At 62.4% G+C, this 1,909-nt stretch carries 3 protein-coding genes; 2 read left to right on the plus strand and 1 reads right to left on the minus strand.

What is annotated here, in order from left to right; all coding sequences use genetic code 11:
• The coding region (locus tag KDL01_RS40790) for a hypothetical protein (protein ID WP_212534086.1) at positions 1 to 240 on the minus strand (240 nt) is incomplete at its 3' end.
• Positions 241 to 610: 370 nt separating this feature from the next.
• On the opposite strand from KDL01_RS40790, the gene KDL01_RS40795 reads away from it, so the two are divergent.
• Together KDL01_RS40795 and KDL01_RS40800 are read left to right on the plus strand one after the other, a co-directional pair.
• Positions 611 to 1,453, plus strand: coding sequence for a helix-turn-helix domain-containing protein (locus KDL01_RS40795; protein ID WP_212534087.1), 843 nt, complete (start codon positions 611 to 613; stop codon positions 1,451 to 1,453).
• A complete protein-coding gene (locus tag KDL01_RS40800) occupies positions 1,450 to 1,674 on the plus strand; it encodes a DUF397 domain-containing protein (RefSeq protein ID WP_212534088.1) in 225 nt (74 codons plus the stop codon). The genes KDL01_RS40795 and KDL01_RS40800 overlap by 4 nt, the downstream gene beginning before the upstream one ends.
• The last annotated feature ends 235 nt before the right edge of the window (positions 1,675 to 1,909 follow it).

Raw genomic sequence — 1,909 nt, forward strand, 5'->3', positions numbered from 1 at the left:
CTCGACGGCGTAGGCCATCACGTCGAAGTGGTCGGGACCTCCGAGCAGGGTCGGCAGACTCAAGCCGTTGTCCCACAGCATGACGATGGCGCGTGAGCCCTCGCATGCGACACGTACGGTGATGGTGGCGGTGACGCTGGTCTCGGCCATCCATGCGGCGACCCTTCCGGTCACCGGGGCGAGCGGCTGACGGTCCTCGGGCTTGAGGTGAACGGCAAGCAGGACGTCTAACTCGCTCACAGCCTGCTGCTGCGCATCCGCGTGCAGGTGTAACACCTTGACCTGAGTCGGGGCCGTAGGTGGCAGAAAGCTGGTGTCCCAGAGCTCGTGAGGGCGCCCCAACAGAGTGCCATAGCTGGGAGAGTCCGCTTGAACACTCTCCGTAACCACGTAGTCCAAGATGCGCTCCTCGCTGTACACAAAGGCGGATGCATGTGCATGAGCGCGGCGCTAACATGTCGTCAGATGGAGGAGTCCATCCGGCCGCACCATCGAGGTTGCCCGCAAATGTGGGACGTTGCAAGCTACGTCCCACATTTTTGCCTAGGCTTTACCGTTACCCTCGCCCTGGATGGGCATGCCAGACTTGGGCCTGAGAGGAGTGATTGGTATGGGCTTCCAGGCCAGCCGTAGGCAGCTGTACGTGGCAGAGACGCTGCTGGCCATGCGGACGACTGCGGGGCTGTCGCTCCAGGCGGTAGCGCAAGTGACAGGCATCAGTGCCTCGAAGATCTCGCGTATCGAGAACGCGGCCAACAAGGCCAGCTCGAAGGACGTTCGTGCCCTGGCAAAGCATTACGGCGCCGACTCAGCCCTAATCGAAAAGCTCTGCGAAGCAGCTCGTGACTCGGTGACGGACACTTGGTGGACGCGGTATGACAGATTCTTGACGGCGTCCTACGTCAACTTCCTGGTGACCGAGAATGAAGCTCGGACCGCCTGGTCACTCCAACCGATGTTCGTGCCTGGGATGCTCCAAGCTCGTCCGTACATCGAGGCGATCCTATCCACCGGTCCGACTCTGGACCCCGATCGCGCGGACGCTGAGGTTGAAGTCAGACTTCACCGCCAGACACGGCTCACGGAGCCTGAACCACTCGTTTATCACGCGATCATTGGTCAGCCAGTTCTCCACTGGGAGTTCGGCGGCCCTGACATCCTCCGCGCACAGCTGCGGCACTTCAGGGAGATTGCGGACCTCCCTAACGTCTGCATTCAGGTGATCCCATTTGAGCGTCCAACGACCGTCTACAGCATCGATCTGTTCGAGTTCGAGCCGGGAGATCCGCCGGTCTGCTTCGATGAAACCCAGTGGGGAACACCGCTGCATGACGACCCGTTGGAGGTCCGGCAGGCTCAGCGACGGCTGGCTCACGCACAGACAGTCGCACTGTCGGAGGTTGAGTCAAAACAGTTCATCGAACAAAGAATGAGAGAGGCAGAATCCAAATGAGCAAGGACCACGACGGCGTCATGGAAGCCGGTTGGCGCAAGTCCAGCTACAGCAACGGGCAGGGCAACTGCGTCGAGTTCAAGCAGGAGGACGGCCTGATCCTCGTGCGGGACTCGAAGCAGGGCGGTACGGGCCCGGTTCTCCGGTTCACGCACGCGGAGGTCGGGGCGTTCCTGCTGGGTGCCAAGGACGGAGAATTCGACGACCTTGCCAAGGAATAGGCAGAGCGTGATCGGGCGGTAAACCTGCAAGCGCTGCGCTCTCTCTGATGTTCACGTAGTTCCCCTGCGCGGTGGCCCCGGGCCTTTGGCCCGGGGTTTTCTGCTGTTCTGGACTGGTGGGGGCTGGGTCCGATGGGTGGTCGGGGGCCGCGTGCCGGCGGAACCGCGGCGCCCCGAGCCCAGGTCAACGCCACCATAGGGCGCCGCTGTTCGGCCGGTCCAGCTGGCCCTACCG

It is taken from the genome of Actinospica durhamensis (genome assembly GCF_018139695.1).
In the GTDB taxonomy this organism is placed as follows: Bacteria; Actinomycetota; Actinomycetes; order Streptomycetales; family Catenulisporaceae; genus Actinospica; species Actinospica durhamensis.

Coding starts and splice junctions, on each gene's coding strand:
- KDL01_RS40795 (WP_212534087.1), top strand. CDS start 611: ATGGGCTTCCAGGCCAGCCGTAGGCAGCTGTACGTGGCAGAGACGCTG.
- KDL01_RS40800 (WP_212534088.1), top strand. CDS start 1,450: ATGAGCAAGGACCACGACGGCGTCATGGAAGCCGGTTGGCGCAAGTCC.